Annotated in this window: 16 protein-coding genes; 4 read left to right on the top strand and 12 right to left on the bottom strand. The window is 73.7% G+C overall.

Features of this window, described 5'->3' with window-relative positions; genetic code table 11:
• Positions 1-122: 122 nt before the first annotated feature.
• Together ACFY3L_RS53375 and ACFY3L_RS53370 are read right to left on the bottom strand one after the other, a co-directional pair.
• Complete coding sequence (locus ACFY3L_RS53375) at positions 123-359, bottom strand: hypothetical protein (RefSeq protein WP_389343287.1); 237 nt, start codon at positions 357-359, stop codon at positions 123-125.
• 23 nt (positions 360-382) lie between these two features.
• Positions 383-580, bottom strand: coding sequence for a hypothetical protein (locus tag ACFY3L_RS53370; RefSeq protein WP_389343293.1), 198 nt, complete (start codon positions 578-580; stop codon positions 383-385).
• A 138-nt stretch (positions 581-718) separates the two neighbouring features.
• Between ACFY3L_RS53370 and ACFY3L_RS53365 the strand changes: the two genes are divergently transcribed.
• Positions 719-859 (top strand): hypothetical protein, encoded by a 141-nt coding sequence (locus ACFY3L_RS53365; RefSeq protein ID WP_389343290.1) that lies wholly within the window; start codon positions 719-721, stop codon positions 857-859.
• Between the two features lie 52 nt (positions 860-911).
• Here ACFY3L_RS53365 and ACFY3L_RS53360 read toward each other — a convergent pair whose 3' ends face one another.
• Positions 912-2306: a sugar porter family MFS transporter gene (locus tag ACFY3L_RS53360; RefSeq protein WP_389343284.1), complete on the bottom strand. Its 1395-nt coding sequence runs from the start codon at positions 2304-2306 to the stop codon at positions 912-914.
• Between the two features lie 137 nt (positions 2307-2443).
• Positions 2444-3817 (bottom strand): discoidin domain-containing protein, encoded by a 1374-nt coding sequence (locus ACFY3L_RS53355; RefSeq protein WP_389343281.1) that lies wholly within the window; start codon positions 3815-3817, stop codon positions 2444-2446.
• A gap of 179 nt (positions 3818-3996) precedes the next feature.
• Between ACFY3L_RS53355 and ACFY3L_RS53350 the strand changes: the two genes are divergently transcribed.
• Positions 3997-6609 carry a LuxR C-terminal-related transcriptional regulator gene (locus ACFY3L_RS53350; RefSeq protein ID WP_389343278.1) on the top strand — a complete coding sequence of 871 codons (2613 nt, stop codon included), beginning with the start codon at positions 3997-3999 and terminating at the stop codon, positions 6607-6609.
• Positions 6610-6635: 26 nt separating this feature from the next.
• Here the strand turns inward: ACFY3L_RS53350 and ACFY3L_RS53345 are convergent, their stop codons facing one another.
• Positions 6636-7979 carry a discoidin domain-containing protein gene (locus ACFY3L_RS53345; protein WP_389343275.1) on the bottom strand — a complete coding sequence of 448 codons (1344 nt, stop codon included), beginning with the start codon at positions 7977-7979 and terminating at the stop codon, positions 6636-6638.
• Between the two features lie 134 nt (positions 7980-8113).
• On the opposite strand from ACFY3L_RS53345, the gene ACFY3L_RS53340 reads away from it, so the two are divergent.
• A complete protein-coding gene (locus ACFY3L_RS53340; protein WP_389343272.1) occupies positions 8114-10699 on the top strand; it encodes a LuxR C-terminal-related transcriptional regulator in 2586 nt (861 codons plus the stop codon).
• 22 nt (positions 10700-10721) lie between these two features.
• On the opposite strand, the gene ACFY3L_RS53335 is transcribed toward ACFY3L_RS53340, so the two are convergent.
• The 3 genes from ACFY3L_RS53335 to ACFY3L_RS53325 all read right to left on the bottom strand — a co-directional run bounded on the left by ACFY3L_RS53335 (position 10722) and on the right by ACFY3L_RS53325 (position 14855).
• Positions 10722-11939, bottom strand: coding sequence for a heparin lyase I family protein (locus ACFY3L_RS53335; protein ID WP_389343269.1), 1218 nt, complete (start codon positions 11937-11939; stop codon positions 10722-10724).
• A gap of 49 nt (positions 11940-11988) precedes the next feature.
• Positions 11989-13308: a discoidin domain-containing protein gene (locus tag ACFY3L_RS53330; RefSeq protein ID WP_389343266.1), complete on the bottom strand. Its 1320-nt coding sequence runs from the start codon at positions 13306-13308 to the stop codon at positions 11989-11991.
• Positions 13309-13514: 206 nt separating this feature from the next.
• A complete protein-coding gene (locus ACFY3L_RS53325; protein WP_389343263.1) occupies positions 13515-14855 on the bottom strand; it encodes an amidohydrolase in 1341 nt (446 codons plus the stop codon).
• A gap of 57 nt (positions 14856-14912) precedes the next feature.
• Between ACFY3L_RS53325 and ACFY3L_RS53320 the strand changes: the two genes are divergently transcribed.
• Positions 14913-16118 carry a PucR family transcriptional regulator gene (locus ACFY3L_RS53320; protein WP_389343260.1) on the top strand — a complete coding sequence of 402 codons (1206 nt, stop codon included), beginning with the start codon at positions 14913-14915 and terminating at the stop codon, positions 16116-16118.
• Between the two features lie 14 nt (positions 16119-16132).
• Here ACFY3L_RS53320 and ACFY3L_RS53315 read toward each other — a convergent pair whose 3' ends face one another.
• The 4 genes from ACFY3L_RS53315 to ACFY3L_RS53300 all read right to left on the bottom strand — a co-directional run bounded on the left by ACFY3L_RS53315 (position 16133) and on the right by ACFY3L_RS53300 (position 20737).
• Complete coding sequence (locus ACFY3L_RS53315) at positions 16133-17143, bottom strand: LLM class flavin-dependent oxidoreductase (RefSeq protein ID WP_389343257.1); 1011 nt, start codon at positions 17141-17143, stop codon at positions 16133-16135.
• 82 nt (positions 17144-17225) lie between these two features.
• Positions 17226-18467, bottom strand: a complete 1242-nt coding sequence (locus ACFY3L_RS53310; RefSeq protein WP_389343254.1) for a pyridoxal-phosphate dependent enzyme — start codon at positions 18465-18467, stop codon at positions 17226-17228.
• A gap of 64 nt (positions 18468-18531) precedes the next feature.
• Entirely contained in the window at positions 18532-19707 is a 1176-nt protein-coding gene (locus tag ACFY3L_RS53305; protein WP_389343251.1) for a M24 family metallopeptidase, read from the bottom strand.
• 22 nt (positions 19708-19729) lie between these two features.
• Positions 19730-20737: an LLM class flavin-dependent oxidoreductase gene (locus ACFY3L_RS53300; RefSeq protein ID WP_389343248.1), complete on the bottom strand. Its 1008-nt coding sequence runs from the start codon at positions 20735-20737 to the stop codon at positions 19730-19732.
• Position 20738 lies beyond the last annotated feature (1 nt).

The raw sequence follows: 20738 nt of genomic DNA, 5'->3' as shown, positions 1-20738 counted from the left end.
CGTGCCAACAGCCGAGCCCGGAAAACAGGACCGGCGGGCGCCGCAGTCCAAGCCCACAGCGTACCGAGAACCCCGCCCCCCGTTCGCGCTCGGCCGATGCGCCCAGCTCGGTGTTGCCTCCACTACTTCGAGTTCGCGCGGTCCACCGGTCCAGACGGCGTCTTCCGAGGCTTCTGAACACCTTGCCGACCGACGCCGGTGGCCTGTCTGGCGTCTGCGAAGGCGACCTTGATGGTCCAGCGGCCGGCGTAGCGTTCCACGATCCCGACGATCGGGGTGGTCAGGTCGGAAGTGACCAGGGCAAGATCGGGCTGCACCGCCAGCCAGGGCACCGTCGCGCCCTGCGCAGTGGAGACCACCGCCTGAGGGGGCAAGGGGCCGGTCAATCCCGCCGCAGCCGCGGCGCGTTGTCGACCTCGCCGTACTCCAGGCCGGTGTCTGGGTTCACCATAGGCCGACTCTCCTCGTCCGGGTCGAAGTCGTCCGGACTGCGGTCCGCGGCCCGCTGCCACTCCAGCTGCGTCGGCCAAGGGCCCGCGTTGGCCCCGGTCGCGGTCCGCTCGTACACCCGTTCAGCCATGGCCGCGCTCCGTCCGTCGGCTACTGCTCCGCAAGATCGCATTCCCGGGATGCTGCGGCCCAAACCACCCCACGGACCTCGCTTCACGAAGACCGTCGCCAGGCCAGCTGCGCGAGCCGGCAGGATGTCGTTGTCGAGGTGATCACCGACGTATGCGGCGCCGCGTACGCCGAGTGGGAGCAGTACGTCGCCGGGTTGACGGGCGAGATCGTCGGCGATGAGGCGCTGGTTCATGGTGCCGCCGCCGGGTCGATCACGCCACAGGACTGGTTCAGATAGGTGTCAGTGGCGGCCGCCCTGTGTCCCTTGCGGGGCGGCCGCCGCCCAAGCGTCAGCAGACCGCCCCGGCGCGGCGGCGCAGGGTCCGTTCGATGTCCTCCAGGCTGCGGCCCTTGGTCTCCGGCAGGTTGCGGAACAGGTACAGGAAGCCCAGCACGCCGAAGAAGGCGTAGAGCCAGAACAGCCCGGTGGCGCTCAGCGCACCGATCGCCGTGAGTACGGTCAGCGAGATGAGGAAGTCGAGGGTCCAGTGGGTGACGGTGCCGGCGCCGGCCGCCTTGCCGCGCACCGCGGTCGGGAAGATCTCGCTGTTGATGAGCCAGATGCCGAGGCCGAGGCTCGCAGCGAACGCGGCGATGTACACGCACAGCACGGCCACCAGGACAGCCCCGGTGAGGCCGGTCTGGCTCGGGAGCAGGTACAGGGCGCCGAGCACGACCAGGCTGACCACGACGATCGCGGTGCCGCCGAGCAGCAGCGGGCGCCGGCCGACCCGGTCGATGGCGAGCAGCGCCACGATCGTGACGAGCATGTTGACCAGCCCGATACCGACGGTGGACAGCAGCGCCGCGGCGTCACCGAACCCGGCCCGGGTGAGCAGGGTCGGCGTGTAGTAGATGATCGCGTTGACGCCGACGAGCTGGTTCGTCGCGGCGACGGCGACGCCGAGCAACACGGCCGGACGCAGCTGGCGGCCGAACACGTCGCGGATCGACATGTCGCGCTCCGCCGCGCTGATCTCGTGGATCTCGGCCAGTTCCTCGTCGGCCTCGCGCGGTCCGCGGGAGCGCAGCATGACGGCCCGTGCCTCGTCGTCGCGGCCCCGCGACACCAGCCAGCGCGGGCTCTCGGCCAGGCCGAGCAGGCCGATCAGCATGACCGCGGCCGGCACGACGGCAAGCCCGAGCATCCAGCGCCAGCCGTGGTCCATCCCGGAGAACGCGAAGCCGACGAGGTACGACACGAAGATGCCGACGGTGATCATCAGCTGCTGCAGCGACACCAGGCGCCCACGCACCTGCCGGGGTGCCATCTCGGCGATGTACGTGGGCACCACCAGCGACGACGTGCCGATCGCCAGGCCGAGCACGAACCGGGCGGCGATGAGTACCCCCGGGTTCGGGGTGAACGCCGACGCGAGCGCGCCGATGCAGAACACGGAGGCGGAGACGATGAGCAGTCGCCTCCGGCCGAAGCGGTCGACGAGCGGCCCGCCGCCGAGCACGCCGCAGATCGCGCCGAGCAGCAGCGCGGCGACGACCACCTCCTGCAGCGTGTTCGACAGGCCGAACGCCGCCGTGAGGTACAGCAGGGCGGCGGAGATGACGCCGGTGTCGTACCCGAACAGAAAGCCACCCAGCGCGGCGACGAGTGCCGGACCGAGGACCGACCAACGCACGGTGATGGTGGCGCTACGGGGGCTCTCCGCTGCGGGGTAGCTGGCCATGTCCGCACACCTCCTGCGTGGTCCGGGAGGACAGCCCTACCCCGTTGCGACACGCTCACTCCCTGGTGATGCGATCCGCGCGTCGGTCGATGGCGTGAGCTTCGGCGGTGGCCGTTCCAGCTGAGGACCGTCTGCGGTCACTCGCGCAGGCTGCCGGGGAACAGCACGCCCGCCACCGCGTCGACGGCCGCGCCGCGGAGCGCCGGGTCGTCGCGGATCGCCCGGACGTGTTCCATGTGGTAGAACCTGCCGCCGATCGCGCGGGTGTGCCGGCCCTGCGGGTTCTGCGTGGCGCCCAGGTCCGGGTAGTTGGAGCCGTCGAACACGCCGGCCGTCATGCCGCGGGCCCGCAGGGCGTCGGCCACCCGCGCCAGCTCCGGTTGCGGCGCGGCGCTGCCGTTGCTCAGCACGACCTGCGGGTAGCCGGTCCGGGCGGCGAACCCGTGGTACTGCAGCACATGCGTGCTCGCCGTGGTCAGGTCCTGGTGCAGGCGCTGGAACAGGCTGTGGTCGTTGCGCGCCATGTCCGAGACGAGGCTGCCGTCACCGTTGGCGTACCGATGGGCGCCCGCCATCAGGAACGCGGTCGCGTCGAGGCGGCGCAGCGCGTCCAGGCCGAACTCGGGGGTGCGCAGGTCGTGCAGCGGGTGCGGCACCTCCACGACGGCGTCGCGATACGCGTCACGGCGCATCACCAGCAGGCCCCAGCAGCGCTGGCACGGCACCTGCTCACGCAGCACCAGGTACGGCCGGCCGGTGGGCTGGTCGAGGTACTCGATCAGCTGATAGCCCAGCGGCGTGAGGGTCGCGCGGGCCTCGCCGAGCCGGCCGGCGCGCGCCTGCCGCACCGCCCCGACGACGGCGTCGACCTGCTGGGCCGGCCCGTCGACGAAGGCGTGGCTGTTCTCGCCGGGCAGCCCGTCGCGGTACGCGAGGACCATGGCCCGCAGGTCGCCCTGCTCGACCGGGCCGGCGGGCACCCGGACCCGCACCTCGCTGACCGACGCCCACGGCGCCTGGGTGTTCCCGGTGACCGACAGGCGCACGTAGCGCGCGTCGACCGGCGTCGGCAGGTCGTAGCGCTCGAAGGTCGCGGTGGTGCCGCTGCTGGTACCGGCCCGCCGTTCGCTGAAGCTGACGCCGTCGACCGAGGTGGCGACCGAGAACGTGAGGGCCCGCTCGTCACCCCGGAACCAGGCGACGTCGACGCCGTGGATGTGACGCCGGGTGCCGAGGTCCAGCTCGAGCCAGGCCGGCAGCGGGCCGGACCAGCGGGTGCTGAGATCGCCGTCGACGGCCTGCGCGGCCGGGTTGATGTCCTCGGCGGCGCTCGCCCGGACCCCGGCGATCTGCGCGACGTCCTCGGCTACGGCGCTGACCTGGGCCGCGACCGGGGTGAACGCCGGCGGCGCGGCGAGGCCGGCGGTGCCGAGGGTCAGCAGGAGGCCGGTGGCGGCCAGCAGCAGTGCGGGGAAGCGGCGCGCCGGGCGCCGCCGCGTGGTGGGCCTCATGAGCGGACCGTAGGCCCGGCCTCGAGCACCGCGCATGAGTATCCATTGCTCAGCGCGAATCCGTCCCTGAGGTTGCGCGGGCCGGTCCCGGCGGCGAGCATGATGGCGCGGCGACATTCTGGCACCGCACCGATGGTGTCGCACACCGCGCGTCGCCGCCGACACGCGTGGGAGCCACCGTGACTGCGACGACGCTTGCCACCACGGCGGTGCACTGGCCGCTCGTGGGCCGATCGACCGAGGTACAGCACCTGTCCGCGCTGCTCGGCGCCACCGACGAGGCGGGCGTCCTGCTCCTCGGCGAGGCCGGCGTCGGCAAGTCCCGGCTGGCGCAGGAGGTTGCGCAGCGGTGTTCGGACGGTGGCATGCTGGTGTCGACCCTGTCCGGCTGGGAGGCGGCCGACGGGTTGCCGCTCGCCGCGGCCGCCCCGCTGCTGCCCGCCGTGGGCGGCGACGGGCTGGCCCGCGCGTACGCCGCGGCCACCCGGGCGCTGCGGCAGCGGGCCGCGGACCGGCCGGTGCTGCTGCACATCGACGACGCCCAGCACCTCGACGCCGCGTCGACCGCCCTCGTGCAGCACCTGGCCGGCGCCGTGCCCGCCAAGCTGCTCGTGACGGCCCGGCCCGAGGCGATGGACGCCCCGGCGCTGCGTGCGCTACGGGCTCGGCCGACGCTGCAGCGGGTCTCGATCGGCCCGCTGCGACCGGCGGCCGTCGACGCGCTGATCCGCGCCGCGCTCGGCGGCCCGGTCGACCGGCTCACCCTCGGCCGCCTCGTCGGCATCACCGGCGGAAACCCGCTGTTCCTGCGCCATCTCGTCGACGCCGGGCTCGCCGCGGGGCAGCTGCGCCCGGTCGACGGGCTGTGGCGCTGGCACGGCACGATCTGCTCCCACCAGGGCCTGCGCGACCTCGTCGCCGACGTCCTGCGCCGCCTCGACACGCAGGAGCGCGCCGCGCTGCGGTACGTGGCGCACGGCGAGCCGATGTGTGCCGACGCGCTGGAGACGCTGGCACCGCTGCCGGTCCTGGAAGCGCTGGAGCGGCGGCAGCTGATCCGGGTCGACCGCTCCGCCCACGGGCTGCTGGTGCGCTGCGGCCACCCGCTGTACGGCGAGCTGATGCGGGCCACCGCCACGGCCCGGGAGCGCCGGGAGGTCTACCGGCGGCTGGCCGAGGCGGTCGACGCGGCCGGCATGCCCGGCCCCGGCGCGCACCTGCGGTCCGTGCTGTGGCGCCTGGCGGCCAAGGAGCGGGTGCCCGTGCCGCACATCCTGCGTGCCGCCCGTGACGCCCTGGACCGCGGCGACGCGGTCCGGGCCGAGTCCCTCGCGCGCAGCGCCGGCGCGGCCGGGGTGGAGGTGCTGGCCGGTGCGCTCGTCGCCCAGGACAAGGCGGTCGCGGCCGAGGCCCTGCTCGCCGCGGAGCACGAGCATCTGCCGGCGGCCGATCGCGCCGGCGTGGCGGCGCTGCGCGCCCTCAACCTGTTCTGGGGCCTGCGCCGGCCGGAGCTGGCCGCGGCGGTCGTCGACCGGGCCCGCCGGACCCTGCCCGCGGAGCAGCGCGACGACCCGCGGCTCGGCGTGGCCGCCCTGGCGCTGTCCGTGTTCGGTGCCGGCCACGGCGACGGGACCCTGCTCGACGGTGTCACCGGCAGCGTCGTCGGCGGCGCTGCGTCGGCGATCCGCGCGTACGCCGCGGTCTTCGCCGGCGCCCCGGCCCGGGTCGTCGCCGGGTTCCGGGACGGCGACCTGGCGGCGCCCCGAGCGTGGGCGTCGATGCGCGGCGCGGCCGCCGCCTGTCACGTCCACGCGCTCGCCATGGCCGGCGAGCTGTCCGCCGCACTGTCCACCGGGCGCGCGTACCACCGGGCGGCGCTGACCCGCGGCGCCGCGTCGGAGGTGGCGATGCTGTCGCTGGAGCTGGGGGTCTGCGAGGTGTGGGCCGGACGGCCGGCGCGTGCGCTGCCGTACCTGCGGGAGGCCCGGGCCCTCGTCGACGAGCACACCCCGTTCCCCATCCAGACGTACGTGTTCAGCGAGTACGCCGCCTGCCAGGCCGCGCTCGGCCGCGGCGCGGCGGCCGACTCGGCGGTGCGGTACATGCGCGCGCGATTACCGTCCGGTTCGGTGCTCACCGGGCACCTCGACATGGCGGAGGCGCGGTGCCGGGCCCACGCCGGTGACGTCACCGGCGGCGCCCGGCTCGCCGCGGCGCTCGGCGAGCGGTACCTCGCCCTGAACCGGCTCACCAGCGCCGCCGACAGCCTGTACCTGGCCGGTCGGTTACGGCCGTGTGCCTCGGTGGCCGCGGCGTTGCGGCTGGCCGCGGACCGCGCCGACAGCCCGCTGTTCGTGCTCTTCGCCGACCACGTCGAGGCGCTGGTGCAAGGCGACGCGGACCGGCTCGCCGCCGCCTGCGAAGGCCTGGCCGGGCTGGGCTACGCGGCGGTCGCGCTGGAGGCCGCGGCATCCGGCGTCCGGCTGGAGGGGACGGTGCGCGACAGCAGGTTCCGGCCGTTGCTCGCGACACTGGGGGAGCGGTGCGAGGGGTTCGTGCCGCAGTGGGCGGAGGGTGTCGCCCGGCCGGCCGCGCTGACGGGCCGGGAACGCCAGATCGCCGACCTGGCCGCCACCGGCCTGCCCAACGAGGCCATCGCCCAGCAGCTGCGGCTGTCGGTGCGGACCGTCGGCAACCACCTCTACCGCGTGTACCGCAAGCTCGGCGTGACCGGCCGTGACGGCCTCGCCCGGGTGCTGGCCGCGCCCGCGTCCCGGACGGCCGTCGGATGACCACCGGCCGGGACGGGGCACGGTCCTCACGCGCTGAGTGCGGTGACTTCGGTGATGCTTGCCCAGCCGTTGCCTTCGGCGTTGTTCCACCAGGCGTACTTCACGTAGCGGGCTTGGCGGGCGGGGAACCCGGTGACTTCGGGTTGGAGTGTGGTGCCGCTGCTGCGGCCTTCCCAGGCCTTCACGTAGGTCACGTTGTCGACCGATGTGTAGATGGTGTAGTCGTTCCAGCGCAGGTTCCCGCGGTGCCACGCGACGCCGGCGCCGCAGATGGTGCGTCGGGTGCCGAGGTCGACGGTGAGATAGGCGCCGGAGCCGTAGCCGGACCAGCGGGTGGTCAGGTTGCCGTCGACGGCGTTCTGCGGTGGGTTGACGGCCTCGTAGGTGTTGGCCGACACTCCGGCCACCGGCTGCGCACGGTTGCACGTGGCCCGAGGGTCGATCTCCCGGACGCTGAGGCGGGTCACGTCGACGTCGGAGGCGAGATCCCACCGGAGCGTCGCGATCGGCCCGCCCCAGCGCACCACCTCGTCGCGGGTGCCACCGCAGCGGTTGTCCTCGTCGATCGCCCAGCCGCCCTGGTCGTCGTAGGACGCGACCGCGGTCCAGGTGTTGGTGTTGGAACGGTCCAGGTACGTCTCCATCCGCACCCCGGTGGGGGTGTTGAACATGACGGCCTTGAAGCCGACGAGCTTGCCCTGCACCGATGCTCCGGAATGCTGCCAGGAGCCGCTCGCGTAGCCGTCACCGCCGTCGTGGAACAGCTCCTTCTGCCACCGCGTGGCGCCGTCGCGGTAACGCAGGTTCGCCTTGTACGCCGTACCCCAGCAGGTCTCCGGGGTGTCGCCGTTTCCGGTGTGCCGGGCGCCGCGGGCGTACCAGGTGAACTCCTCGTCGGTGTTGGAGGTCTTGTTGAGCCGGACGTAGCCGGTGAGCTCCACGTCGCGCCAGTCGGACGCGTCGTGCTGGTACCCCACCCTGCGCAGCGTCGGCTGCGACCACACCAGGTCGTCCTCGTCGTCGTGGTCATAGGTGGCGCTCAACACGCCCAGTCTGGTGTCCGCCTCGGTCACCTTGAAGGTGCCGTCCGGGTTGCGCTTGAGCGCCGGCCCGTCGAGCTGATCGTCGGCGGCCGGGTTGTCGTCGAGTCGCCACTCCTGCCCGCCGGCCTTCGTCGGGTACATCATGGCGACGCCGTCGACGTCGTTGCCGATCGGGGTCGCGGCCGCGGCTGCCGCGGGCCCGGCCGCCGCCGCGGTGAGCACGGTCGTGGCGGCCAGCGCCAGGACGGTCATCCCGAGCAGCGCCCGGCGCCCGGGTGCGGGTGCGCGGTCGGGTCCGGGTCTGGACGGGGGTGCGGTTGTGGGCATGGGTACGGCCTCCGTTCCGGTGGACTGCACGACGCGACACCTGCGCACCGTGCCTTCACCGTCGTCCCGGCGGCGGGCGCCGGTCATGAGCGATCCGTACTCAATCGCCGTGCCGCACTGCCGGGGAGACTCCGATGACCACGGGACCCGGGGTGTCCGCGGCCGTGGAGCGCTGGCCGCTCGTGGGCCGCGCGGACATCGCCCGGCGCGCCGTCGAACTGCTGCGGCGGTCCTCCGCCGTGATGGTCACCGGCGAGGCCGGGCTGGGCAAGTCGCGACTGGCCCGGGTGGTCCTCGACCGTTGCGGTACGGGCGGCGCGCTTGTCGCCCGTACCGCCGCCACCGCCTCCCCGGTCGCCCCGCCGGCCGTTGCGGCACTGCTCACGGACGCGGGCGCTGGCTCCTCCCTGGCTGAGGCACCGTCGGGCGCCGCCGCGGCGCGGGCGCTGCGTGCGCTCGCCGGGGGCCGCCCGACGGTGCTCGGCGTCGACGACGCGGACCGCCTGACCCCGGCGGACGCCGCGCTCGTGCACGAACTGGCGGAGCGGACCGGCGCGGGCCTGTTGCTCACGGCGCGCCCCGACGCCGGTGCCGGCCCGCCCTGGTGGCAGCGGCGACCGGTCGTGGACCTGCCGCTGCGGCCGCTGCCGTTGCGGGCCACGGCGGCCCTGCTCACCGGCGCGCTGGGCGGCCCGGTCGACGGGATGACGGTCCGCGGCCTGTGGCGGGCGGCGCGGGGCAACCCGCTCGTGCTGCGCCGGCTGGTCGGTGTCGGGCTCACCTGCGGCCGGCTCGTCGCCGTCCGGGACGTATGGTCCTGGCGCGGTGCGGTCGGCGATCCCCGTCGCTGGCGCGACCTGACGGCGGTGGACGCGGAGCCGTTGCCGGACGGCGGCGCTGAGGTGCTGGAGTATCTGGCGGTGGCGGGGCCGCTGCCCGAGGCGGTCCTGCGCGCGGTGGTCGCCGGTCCCGCGCTCGACGCGCTCGTCAGCGCCGGGCGGGTCGTGCGGACGACCGGCGCCGCGGGCACGGTACTGCGCCCGGCGCACCCGCTGCAGGTGGAGGGCGTCCTCCCGTCCGTCGGGTCGCTGCGCCGCCGCCGGCTCTTCCGCGACCTCGTGCGGGCCGCCGACCCGGCGGACGGCGACCGGTCGAGAGGACCGCTGCAGGCGTGGTGGCGGCTGGAGGCGGCCGAGCCCGTCCCGCCGGCCACCCTGCTGGCCGCGGCCGGGGCCGCGCTCGGCACCGGGCGTCCGGCGCTCGCTGCCCGGCTGGCCCGGCACGTGCCCGGCCGCGACGGCGCCCTGCTGCACGCCGAGGCGCTGGTGGCGCTGGGCCGGGCCGGTGAGGCCGAGCGGATCCTGTGCCGGCTGTGCCTCGACCGGCCCGACGATCCGCGCGCCGCGGCCACCCGCGTGCTGAACCTCTTCTGGGGACTGTCGCGCACCGACGAGGCGGCGGCCGAGGTCGAGCGGGCCCGGCAGCTTCTGCCACGTCCCGACGGCTCGGTGGAGCTCACGATCGCCGCACAGGCCGTCGCGCTCTTCACCGGCGGGGCCGGGGCGCCGGTCGACGCGCGGGGCGGCGGGCCGCTGATCCGGGACGTCGCCGAGGCGCTGGAGACCTACCTGTTGACTTTCCGCGGGCGACCGGGGCAGGTGTGTGCCGAGCGCGACCCGGAACCGGCGCCGGCGGTCTGGACGGCGGTACGCATGTCGACCCAGGCCTGCCAGGCGTATGCGCTGGTCCTGACCGGCCGGCTCCGCGAAGGGCTCGCGCTGGCGCGGCGGCACTACGTGGGGGCGCTGCGGCGGTCCAGCGTCGAGGAGGCCACGGTAGCCGCGCACACCGTCGGCGTCGCCGAGTGGTGGTCTGGCCGGCCGGCGAGGGCACTGCCGGCGCTGCGCGAGGCGTACGCGCTGGCGGACGAGCGGACGCCGTTCCCGGTGCGGGTGTTCATCGCCGGGCAGTACGCGGTGTGCCTGGCCGCGCTCGGCGAGGTGGACCGGGCCGGGCGGATCCTCGCCGCGATCGACGACCGGGTGGCCCCGGGCAGCACGCTGTGCGATCGGGTTGAGCTGGACCGGGTGCTCGTCCTTGCCTACGGCGGCCGGCATGCCCACGCCGCCGACCGCGCCGACCGGCTGGCCGACCGGTACCTCGCCGCGGGCCGGCTCACGACCGGCGTCGAGTGCGCGTACCTGCACGTCCGGCTGGCACCGGCCCGGTCCGCGGCGGCCGTCCGGCGGCTGCGGGACGCCGCCGCCCGCTGTGACAGTCCGCTGTTCGACCTGTTCGCCGAGCACGCCGAGGCGTTGCTGCGCGGCCGGGCGGCGCCGCTGCTGCGGGTGGCGGACCGGTTCGACGCGCTCGGGTATCACGGCTTCGCCCTCGAGGCCGCCGCCGCGGCCGCCCACGGCCCGGCCGCGCCGGCGGCGGCGAACCGGGCGCGGCAGCGGGCGGCCGAGCGCTGCGCCGGCCACGCGCCGCCGTGGTTGCCGTCCCCAACCGCCTCCGCCCGGCTGACCGCCCGGGAGCGGGAGGTGTGCGAGCTCGCCGCCGCGGGGCTGCGCAACGGCGAGATCGCGCAGCGGCTCGGCATCTCGGTGCGTACCGTGGGCAACCTGCTGCAGCTGTCCTACACGAAACTGGCGATCGGCAGTCGCCGGCACCTCGCCGAACGGCTCGCGCTCGCCCCGCTGGCCGCCGGCGGCGGGTGAGGCCCGCCGCCGGCCCGCCGCGTCACTGGCTGAGCGCGGTCGCCTCGGTGATGCTGGCCCAGCCGTTGCCCTCGGCGTTGTTCCACCACGCGTACTTCACGTAGCGGGCCTGCCGGGCCGGGAACGTGGTGACCTCGGGCTGCAACGTCTTGCCGCTGCTGCGGCCCTCCCACGCCTTCACGTAGGTCACGTTGTCGACCGACGTGTAGATCGTGTAGTCGTTCCACCGCACGTCACCACGATGCCACGCCACCCCGGCACCACAGATGCTCCGCTGAGCACCCAGATCGACCGTCAGGAACGCCCCGAAACCGGAGCCCGACCAGCGCGTCGTCAGGTTGCCGTCGACCGCGTTCTGCGGCGGGTTGACGGCCTCATAGGTGCTGGCCGACACCGCCGCCACCGGCTGCGCGCGGTTGCAGGGGCCGCCGCCGGAGCGGGCCGGGTCGACGTCGGCGAACGTGGCGCGCTGGTCGCCGATGCGCAGCGCGTCGTAGTACATGGTCCGCTGCGTGGTGTCCGACGGGTTCTGGCTGCCGGGTTTCCAGTCCCACTTGTAGATGCCGAACTTGAAGTACGGCGAGCCCTGCGAGTCGGCGTGCGTGCGGCCCTGGAAGCCGAACTTGTACACGCCGTTGCGCCACACCTCCAGCAGCCCGCCTCCGTCGGTGCGCCAGACGACGTGGAACACCCAGTCGGTCCAGGTGCCCGTGCTGTAGGCGTCGAGGTCCACTTTCTGCGAGCGCAGCGGCATGTCGAGCATCCACCGGCCCTTCTCGGTCATCAGCGCCAGCGGCGGGGAGCCGCCGCCGCACCGGGTCGCGTCGCACTGGTGCCACTGACTGACGATCTCCGCCGATCGGTCGTACACCCACGAGGTGGGCAGGTAGATGCTGAACCCGTACCACCGCTCGACGTTGGCCGGCTGGCTGTCGGGCTGGGTCAGCTCGGAGCGCTTGCCGTTGGAGACGATCGCGTCGTCCTTCTTGAGGTCGAACTTGGCGGCGTACCCGCCGTCGCGCTTCACGTCGCTGACGATCTGGACCGAATCGGTGCGGGCGGCCTGCTTGATCCAGCCGGGCGGGGGCACAGTACGGTCGGCCGGATCCTCGAAGTTGAGCGTCTCGAACACGCCGGCCGGGTCGGCCTGGGCCGGGGCCGCGGGCGACACCAGCGCCAGTCCGGCCGCGGCCAGACCGCACGCCAGCAGCGCCCGCAGCGGCCGCCATCGTGATGTCATCGGGGGTACCTCCTCTGTTGGGTGTTCGCTGTCGAAGGTGTCGGGCGGCTCAGTGGCAGGTGACCGGGCCGCCCTGATCGCGCGTGGCGCCGTCGATGTCGACGAACCGCCACGCGTAGTCGTTCGTGCCGAGGTCGAGGCGCAGGACGCCGTGGGTGCCGGCGATGCGCCGCTCGCTGTTGGCGACGGTGGTGCCGAACGGGCGCAGGCCCGCGCCGCCGGTGCCGACGACGAACTCGCGGATGCCGGCCGGGGACGCGACGCCGTCGGGGCGCTGCGGCGCGAACCGCTCGTAGTCGTGGTCGTGGCCGTTGAGGACCAGGTCGGCGCCGGCGGCGTACAACGCGTCCCAGAACGGCTTCACGTTGGGGAAGTTGCCGTGGCCGCTGCCGGAGCTGAACTTCGGCCGGTGCCAGTAGGCGGCGATGCAGGGCTTGGTGGTCGCGGCCAGGTCGGCACGCAGCCAGGTGAGCTGGGCGCCGCCCTCGTTGCGGTCGTACTCCGAGTTGAGCGACACGATGTGCCAGTTGCCGAGGTCGAAGCTGTACCAGCTGGCCCCCTGGGGCTTCGCCGCCGGCCCGAAGTAGCGGAAGTAGCCGTCGGCGCCGGTCACCTCGTACTCGTGGTTGCCGGGCGTGGGATGGAACCGCCCCTTCAACGGCCCCCACGTCTTGTCGAAGTACCGCAGGAAGTCCTCGTAGGTGTCGTTGCCGTTCTGCTGGTCGCCCAGCCCGAGGATGCGCGCCGGGTTGATCTGCCCGGTCAGCGCCGCCGTACGGGCGGTCGGGCAGTCGGCGGCCACGCACGTCTGCGAGATGTCACCGACCGCCACGACGGTCTGCGTGCCGCCCGTGGCGTCGGCACCGAGGACCGCGGCCTCACTGATGCTGGCCCACAGGCTCTGCTCGGCGTTCTGCCAGAAGGCGATCCGGACGAAGCGCGCCTCGTGCGGGGTGAACGCGTAGGTCTCCATCGCCCGCGTGGTGCCGGTGCTGCGGCCCGCGTTGACGTTGCGGTACGTCGTGCCGTCCGCGGACGTGTAGACGGTGTAGTCGTTCCAGCGCTCGTCACCGCGGAACCACGCCACCTGTACCGCGCACAGGGTGGCCCGGGCGGGCAGTTCGAGCTGGAGGTAGGCGCCGAAGCCGTAGCCGGACCAGCGGGTGTCCAGATTCCCGTCGACGGCGTGGGCGGGTGGGTTGATGTCCTCGTACGTGCTGGCGCTGACCACCGACGGCGTCTGCCGCGTGCCGCAGCCGGCCAGGGCTGATCCGGCGAGCGGATCGGCCGGCGGCCGGGCCCGTGCGGGAGCCGCGGCCGCGAGCACCACGACGATCGTGAACAGGACGAACAGGGGTCGACGGAGCATGGTGCCTCCTGCACGGCGGAGTCGACCGCCCCGCGACACCGCGCGGGCGAACGGTCACCGACAGGATCAGGATCGTGGCGCTCCGATTCGGGCACATGAGTAAAGGACACTCAAATGACCGACTTGGCACGACTCGCCGTGGACGATCGGGGCCGGCGCGCCGGCCGCGCGGCTGGGCGGTGCACAGGCCCAGCCGGCGCGGCCGATCAGGACGCCTTCAGGCCACCGTCGAAGTGCTCGTGCGTGTCCTGGGCGCGGCGCAGCGCCAGGTACTCGTCCTTCGTGATCTTGCTCGGCCGAGCCTCCTCGATGACGCGGCGGGCCTCGGCCGCGTCGCCGTACAGCAGGTCCACGACGGTCAGCGCCATGAACTTCGCCGGGTTGACGGCGGCGGTGACGTGGTCGGTGACGTGGTAGAACTCGGTATGCGGGGCGCTGGTCACGCCGGTGGCCAGGGGCTGGCAGACCGGCATGATGTGGCCCAGGTCGCCGACGTCGGTGCCGGCGGTGCTGTGCCCGGGCGGTCCGACCCGGTCGGCGCCGAACAGCGTCTCCTGGTTGGCGCGGACGAGCTCGCGGAGGTTCGGGTCGATCTGCATCGGCAGGACCCCGGACATGGTGGTGATCTCCACCGCGGCGCCGAGGGCGAGCGCACCGGCGCGCAGCGCCCGGTCCACCTTGGCGGAGGCGTCGAGCATCGCCTCGACCCGGTTGGCCCGCACCATGATGTCGAGCCGGACGTCGTCGGGAACCGCGCTGACGGCCTCCCCGCCCTTGGTGACGTTCCAGTGGATCCGCACGTTGTCGCTGTCGCGGAACGTCTCGCGCTGCAGGTCCATGCCGGTCATGGCCAGCGTCGCGGCCTTGAGCGCGTTGACGCCCTCCCAGGGCCAGCCGCCGGCGTGCGCGGACCGGCCGCGGAACGCCACCAGCTTCTTCAGCGCGCCGATGGTGCTGCTGCCCGGGTTGGCGAGCCAGGGCTCGGTGTCGTCGGTCGTGTGGGTGATCATCGCCAGGTCGACGTCGTCGAACTCGCCGAGCCGGATCAGCTCCGGCTTGCCCTGGATGAACTCGATCTCGCCGCGTTCGCGCAGGCCCAGGCGGTACTCCAGCTCGATGCCCTCCTCGGCCGGTACGGCGAAGAGGACCACGTCGCCGGCGAGGTGCTCCATCACGGGCCGCAGTCCGAACGCGGCGCCGAGCATCGAACCGATCATGGCGTTGTGCCCGCAGGCGTGCGCGGCCCCGGTGACCGGGTCGGCGAACGGGTGCGCGGCGCTGACGAGGGAGTCGAGCTCGCCCATGAGCGCGACGGTCGGCCCGGCCGCCCCGCCGGACATGCGCGCCTTCACGCCGGTGAGCGCGAGTTTCTCCTGGTAGGGCAGGCCGAGCCGGGCGAAGTGGCCGGCCACGAACGCGGCGGTCCGCACCTCCCGGTAGCCGGTCTCCGGGTGGCGCATGACGTGGTCGCTGATGGCCACGATCTCATCTGCCCGGCGATCGATCTCGGCGCTGACGAGAGCCTTCAATGCTTCCTTGTCGATCATGTCGAACAATCCCTACCCTGCACAAATTCGTGTGGATAACTAGCCGATGATGCGTGAATGTCAGCTGCAGATGCGACGGTGCGTGCCGCGGAGGCGATGCTCAACGACCTCGGTCCGCTGATCGAGCATGTCACCGCCCGGGTCTGGAACGGCGTGCCCGGCTATCGCAGCGTGCTGATGGACGCCAGCGACCTGCGCAGCTACATCAGCTCCAACCTGCTGACCGTGCTGTCCTGCGTCACGCAGAGTCGCGAGGTCACCGAGGCGGAGCTGGACCGCGCTCGCCACCTCGGCGACAGCCGGGCCCTGCAGGGTGTCCCGCTGGACGCGCTGATCCAGTCGTTCCGCACCGCCGAGCGGGCCACGCTCGACCGGTTCTGCGAGTTCTACGCGGCCGCCGGCGGGGACGTCAGCGGCCAGCGCGAGGGCATGCACCGCATCAGCGCCGTGCTCGACCAGATCGAGGGCCGGCTCGTCGAGGCGTACCGGGACACGTCGCGGCGCCTCGCCCTGCACTACGACTCGGCGGTCGGTGACCTCGTCACGCAGATCGCGCTCGGTCAGGGGGTGGCGTCGGAGGACCTCGACCGGCTCGCGGCGCTGCTCAACGTCGACACCACCGCCCCGTACCGGGCGGCCGCCGCCCGGGTCGCGCACGACCCCGACCCGGGCGTGCTCGGCCAGGTCCGGCATCACGTGACGTCCCGGCTGCGCGAGGTCGTGCACAGCCCGGTGCTGACCGGCACCTGGGGCGACGCGCTGCTGTTCCTGATTCCCGGCGACGCCCCGGTCACCGGGGTGCTGAACCGGGCACTCGCCCCCGCGCACTGCCGGTACGAGGTGGTCGTCGGCATCGGTGAGACCACGCCCCGGCTCATCGACGCCGGCCCCTCGTGCCGGCAGGCGCTGGACGCGCTCGACATCGCCCTGCGAACCGGCCGGAGCCGGCAGGTCGTCGCCTACGACGACGTGCTGCTGGAACTGCTGCTGACCCGGGACCGGACGTTGACCGCCCGGCTCACGCAGCGCATCGTCGCGCCGCTGCTGGAGCAGCCGATCCTCATGCAGACACTGCGCACGTACCTGGACAGCGACCTGTCCGGCCCGGAGACCGCGCGGCTGCTGTCGGTGCACCAGAACACGATCGCGTACCGGGTGCGCCGCATCCGCGACCTGACCGGGCACGACCTGCGCCGGCTCGACGACCTGCTGCTGCTGAGGCTGGCGCTGCGGGCGCACGACCTGCTCGCACTGCGGCCCTGAGCCGGCGCGGTCCATCACGAGTCCTGCGCGGGCAGGATCCCGGCCTGGCGGGCGCAGCGGGCCGCGACGGCAAGCGCCCGTTCGGCCGGCACGCTCGGCTCGTCGATGAGCACGAGGGAGTCCAGGCCCGCCTCGGCGTACCGGCGCAGCCCCGCCACGCACTGCGCCTCGTCACCGGCGATCGCGAACGTGTCGAGCACGTCGTCGGTGACGAGGTCCGCGGCCGGCTCGCCGGCCAGCATGCGCCGCCGGAACTCCTGCCCGAGCTGCGGATCGAGCCCGGCCACCCGGGTGATGTCCTGGTCGCCGTGGATACCGAGGTACTTCGCGACCTGCGGCCGCAGCGCGTCCCGGGCCGCGGCGCCGTCCTCGCCGCAGGAGAACATCACGTACGCCGAGACCTGCGCCTGCGGGCCGCCGCAGCGCTCGCGCGCCCACCGGATGTACTCCGGCGCGGACAGTACCGACAGGAACACCCCGTCGGCCACGTCCGCGGCCATCCGCAGGGCCTTCGGCCCCTTCACGCCGAGAATGACGGGCAGGTCCGGGTAGGCGGGCGGGAACGCGAGCGCGACGTCCATGTCGTACCCGCAGGCCGTACCCGTGACCCGCTCCCCGGCCAGGAGCTGCCGGACCACCGAAACGCACTCCCGCAGCCGCGTGATCGGCCGGGTGAACTCGATGCCCAGCCACTCCTGCATCCAGCGGGCGTTGCTGGCGCCCAGCCCCAGCAGCACCCGGCCCTCGGCGATCTCGGCGAGCCCGGCCGTCTCCATCGCCAGCAGCGCCGGGTGGCGGGTCCACGGGTTGACCACGCCGATCCCGATGTGCAGCCGGCTGGTCGTCGCGGCGACCGCGCCGGCGACCGCGAACGCGCCGCGCTCGCAGTAGTCCTCGCTGAGCCACAGCTCCGCGAACCCGGTCTCCTCCACGGCGCGGCCGATCGCGACGGCCTCCGCCCCGGTGCGCCGGCCGCTCGGGGCGTAGCCGAGCCGCATCCCGGGGCGGGCCGGCTGCGAGCTCATGCCGCCACCTCCGCTGCGCTCCGGCGTCGGCCTGAGCCGAACCTGCCACATGATTCGCGGGCCGAGCCGCTCCGCTGCCCGCTCATGCCGCCCCGCCGACCGCGACGTCGAGGGCGGCCAGCGTCGGCTCGACGACCGGCACCGGCGGCAGCTGCGCCGCGGTCGCCCCGATGTCCTTCAGCCCCGTGGAGGTGCCGAGCAGGACGACCGACTCGTCGGCGGTGACCACGCCCGCGGCGCGGAGCTTCGCCAGCACCGCCACGGGCACGACCGAGGACGCCTCCAGGTACACGCCCTCCTCCCGGGCCAGCCGGAGCTGCTCGGTCAGGATCTCCTCCTCGCTCGCCGCGCCGGCCGAGCCGCCGGAGCGGGTCACCGCCGAGTACCCCTGGAAGGTGGCGACGGGCGTGGCGATCGAGAACGCCGCCGACGGGCGGGCCGGCACGGTGGCGCCGGGCCGGAAGCCGTTGGCGAGAGCGTCGGTGTACGGCCCGAGCGGCTCGGCCGCCACCATCCGGGGCAGCCGGTCGATCACGCCGAGCGCGAGCAGGTCGTCGAAGCCGCGCAGGATGCCGGTCAGCCCGTCGCCGTACGCGGCCGGCGCCACCAGCACGTCCGGCGCCCGGCCCGACTCGGCCACGATCTCGTAGGCGATGGTCTTGTACCCGTCGATGCCGAACGGGTTCGAGCCGGCCGGCGGGTTCACGAACCCAGACAGCGGTACCCAGCCCCGCTGCAGGACGCCCTCGCGCAGCAGCGTCCACCGGTCCGGGGCTTGCCGCAGCGCCACCACGTCGGCGCCGTAGCTCTGCATGAGCACCTTCATCGTCAGCGGCACCGACTCGAGGGTGAGCACCACGCAGCGCAGGCCGGCCGCCGCGGCGTAGGCGGCGGCCGAGGCGCCGTGGTTGCCGGTACTGGCGACGACGACGGTCTCCGCGCCCTCCTGGACGGCCCGGGTCACCGCGACCGCGATCAGCCGGTCCTTGTAGGACCAGGTCGGGTTGCGTGACTCGTCCTTCAGGTACAGCCCGTTGACGCCGAGCCGGTCCGCGGTCCGCGGCAGGGGCAGCAGCGGGGTGCCGCCCTCGCGCAGCGACACCACGGAAGCGTCGGCACGCACCGGCAGCAGGTGCTGCCAGGCGAACACGCCCGGCCGGGTGCGGTCCGGCTCCGCCGAGCGCCCGGTGAGGTCGTACACCGGGAATGGGTTGACGTGGTACCCGTCGGCGTCGCACGGCGCGCAGACCGCGAACGGATCGACGGAGTCGGGCCGCTCGGCGGCGCAGCGCGGGCACCGCAGGACCCCCGTGTAGGCGGTCATGCCGGCCTACCTTGAAGATGCGAAAGAACTCCGCAACATGCCCGCCTCCGCTGCGCTCCGGCGGTCATGCCGCGATCACCCGCAGCGACCGGTCGCTGATCGACAGCCGGCGGTGGCCGTCCTCGGTGACCACGATGGTGTCCTCGACCATCATGCCGCCCCAGCCGATCTCGTAGTACGGGGTCTCGAGGCAGAACACCATGTCCTGCTCGATCTCCTGCGCCACGCCGGGCGAGACGATCGGCGGCTCGTACACGTCCAGGCCGATCCCGTGACCGCAGTGGTGCCGCCGGTACGGGAAGAGCCCGCGCCGCTCCACCTCCGCGATCGCGATGTCGAACACCTCGCCGGCCGGCATCCCCGGCCGGATGCGCTCCAGCTGCTCCTCCTCGCCGGCCGCGATCGCGTCGTAGAAGCGCCGCTGCAGCGCGTTCGGCTCGCCGACCACGGCGGTGCGGCCGATGTCCGACCAGTACCCGTCGAGCACGGCGCCGACGTCGAAGCGCACCAGGTCGCCGGGGCGGATCGGGCGGTCGGTGGCGAACGCGTCGGCCAGCGCCGACCGCTCGCCCGCGGTGACCACCACGAACCGCGGCATCGCGCCGCCCTCGACCATCGTGCGGGCGACGACGGTCGCCAGTTCCCGCTCGGTCATGCCGACCTCGGCCATCTTGACCGCGGCCGTGATCCCGTCCTCGGCCAGCCGCGCGCTGCGCTCCAGCAGCTCCACCTCGCCGGGCAGCTTGCGGGCGCGGACCCGCAGCGCCCAGGCCGACGCGTCGACGAACGTGGCGTTGGGCAGGGCCGCGGCCAGCCGCGCGCGGTGGTCCGGGTGCATGGCGGCCTCGTCGACGCCGATGGTGGCGGTGCCCAGCCCGGCGAGCAGCGCCGCACCGCGCGCCGCGTCGACCAGGTCGGCGTGCGCGTCCACCATCCGGGTCGGCGCGGCGGCACCGTCACGGGACTCGAAGAAGAACCGGCCGTAGGCGACGTAGTCCTCCTCGGCGATGCCGCCGGCGAGGGCCGGGGCGGAGTCGGCGACGGGCCCGGCCGAGACGGTCCGCCCCGGCGTGACGAAGCTGGCGATGCCGGAGCGGCCGTGGACCGCACCGGACACGCTCTGGTAGCCGGTCGCGTAGTCCACGTTCGCCGGCGAGACGGCGAGGAACGCGTCGAACGGCGCGTCCTGCACCGCCGCGGCCAGGCGCTCCCGCCGGGCCGCGATCAGATCTGCGTGCACGAAACTCTCCTTCTCGGCCCGTTCAGGACTTGCGGGGATTGATGACGGTCTCGGAGAACTCGGCCATCATGTCAAGCGTCTCCGGGACGTCGTTGGCCGCGAACAGCAACGCGGACAGGGTGGTGACCCCGGCCTGGTCGTACTTGGCGATCTGCTCCGCGATGTCGTCCGGGGTGCCGATCAGGTTCCGCTCGAACCACGAGTCCTGGCGGCCCTTGAGCGTCGACTCCGACAGCGAGCGCATGTGCGCGTACAGCTGCGACTTCTCGAACCGCGACCACGCCTCCTCGCGGGTGCGGCCCACCGACACCGACAGCTGCGGCGCGACGTCGAACGTGTCGGGCAGCGTCCGCCCGACCTTCTCGGCGGTATCCCGGATCTCCGCCACGCCGGCGGCGACCTCGTCCGGGGTCAGGCAGGCCGGGATCCAGCCCGTGCCGTACTTCGCGGCGCGCTCCTTCGAGCCCGGCGCGTTGCCGCCGGACAGCACCGGCAACGGCGTCTGCACCGGCTTGGGGTAGCTCTCCACGTCGGTGAAGGAGATGTACTCGCCGGAGTAGCTGGCCCGCCGCTCGGTCAGCAGCACGTCGAGCGACTCCAGGAACTCCTTGGCGTACCGGCCGCGGTGCATGCTGCGCCCCGGGTACATCGCCTCGGTCTCCTCGCGGTACGCGCCGATGCCGACGCCGAGGATCAGCCGGCCGTGCGAGAGCTGGTCGAGCGTCGCGGCCATCTTCGCCACGACCACCGGGTGCCGGAACGTCATCACCGTGATCGCGGTGGCGACCTTCAACGTCGTGGTCTGCGCCGCCACGTACGACAGGTAGAGGTACGGGTCGTAGAACCGCGGCGGGTCCGGGAACTCGGCCCGCACGTACGCCTGCGTGGTGACGTGGTCGTTGCCCCACACCGAGTCGAAACCGAGCCGCTCCGCCTCGATCGCGATGCGCACGGCGTCGTCGGGATCGGCGTACGGGACGGGATACATCATCCCTTCCGTGCCGGTGGGCACCCCCAGGCCGAAACGCATG

The organism is Dactylosporangium sp. NPDC000521, assembly GCF_042898305.1.
Taxonomy (GTDB): domain Bacteria; phylum Actinomycetota; class Actinomycetes; order Mycobacteriales; family Micromonosporaceae; genus Dactylosporangium.
The sequence above is the reverse complement of the archived record's forward strand: the minus strand, read 5'-3'. Positions and strand labels throughout refer to the sequence as shown.